Raw genomic sequence first — 423 nt, forward strand, 5'->3', positions numbered from 1 at the left:
TCTCGACGAAGACCGGATACAGATCGGGAAGCACCTTGGTCTTGAAGTCGTCCGACAGCAGAGCGTCGAGATCGGCCAGCGCGCCGCGCTGCTGGACGAGATCGAGAAAGGTGTCACGCATCCAGATCACGTCGGGCGCGCGGTTCTGAGCCGAGGCGGCGACAAATTTCACCTCGAGTTCCTGGAAGGGCTGGGCCTCGATCCTGACATCGACGCCGGGGTGCGTGGCCTTGAAGCGCTTGATGATCTCGCGCAGCACGACCTCGCGCGGCGACTGCCCGTCTGCTCCCAGAAAGGTCCAGACCCGGACCGTCCCCGACAGGCCCTGTGCAGCTGCCTGCTTCGGCAAAGCCGCAAGCGCAAGCCCCGCGGCGCTGGCGCGCAGCACCGACCTTCTGTCAAAGATCATTGATTTCATAAGAC

At 63.6% G+C, this 423-nt stretch carries 1 protein-coding gene; it reads right to left on the reverse strand.

Annotation, left to right across the window (positions count from 1 at the left end):
* On the reverse strand, positions 1-409 hold a 409-nt coding region (locus tag AB4Y92_RS26010; protein WP_441822249.1), incomplete at its 3' end, for an extracellular solute-binding protein.
* Positions 410-423 lie beyond the last annotated feature (14 nt).

Source organism: Lysobacter sp. TAB13, from assembly GCF_052113885.1.
Lineage (GTDB): Bacteria > Pseudomonadota > Gammaproteobacteria > Xanthomonadales > Xanthomonadaceae > Lysobacter > Lysobacter gummosus.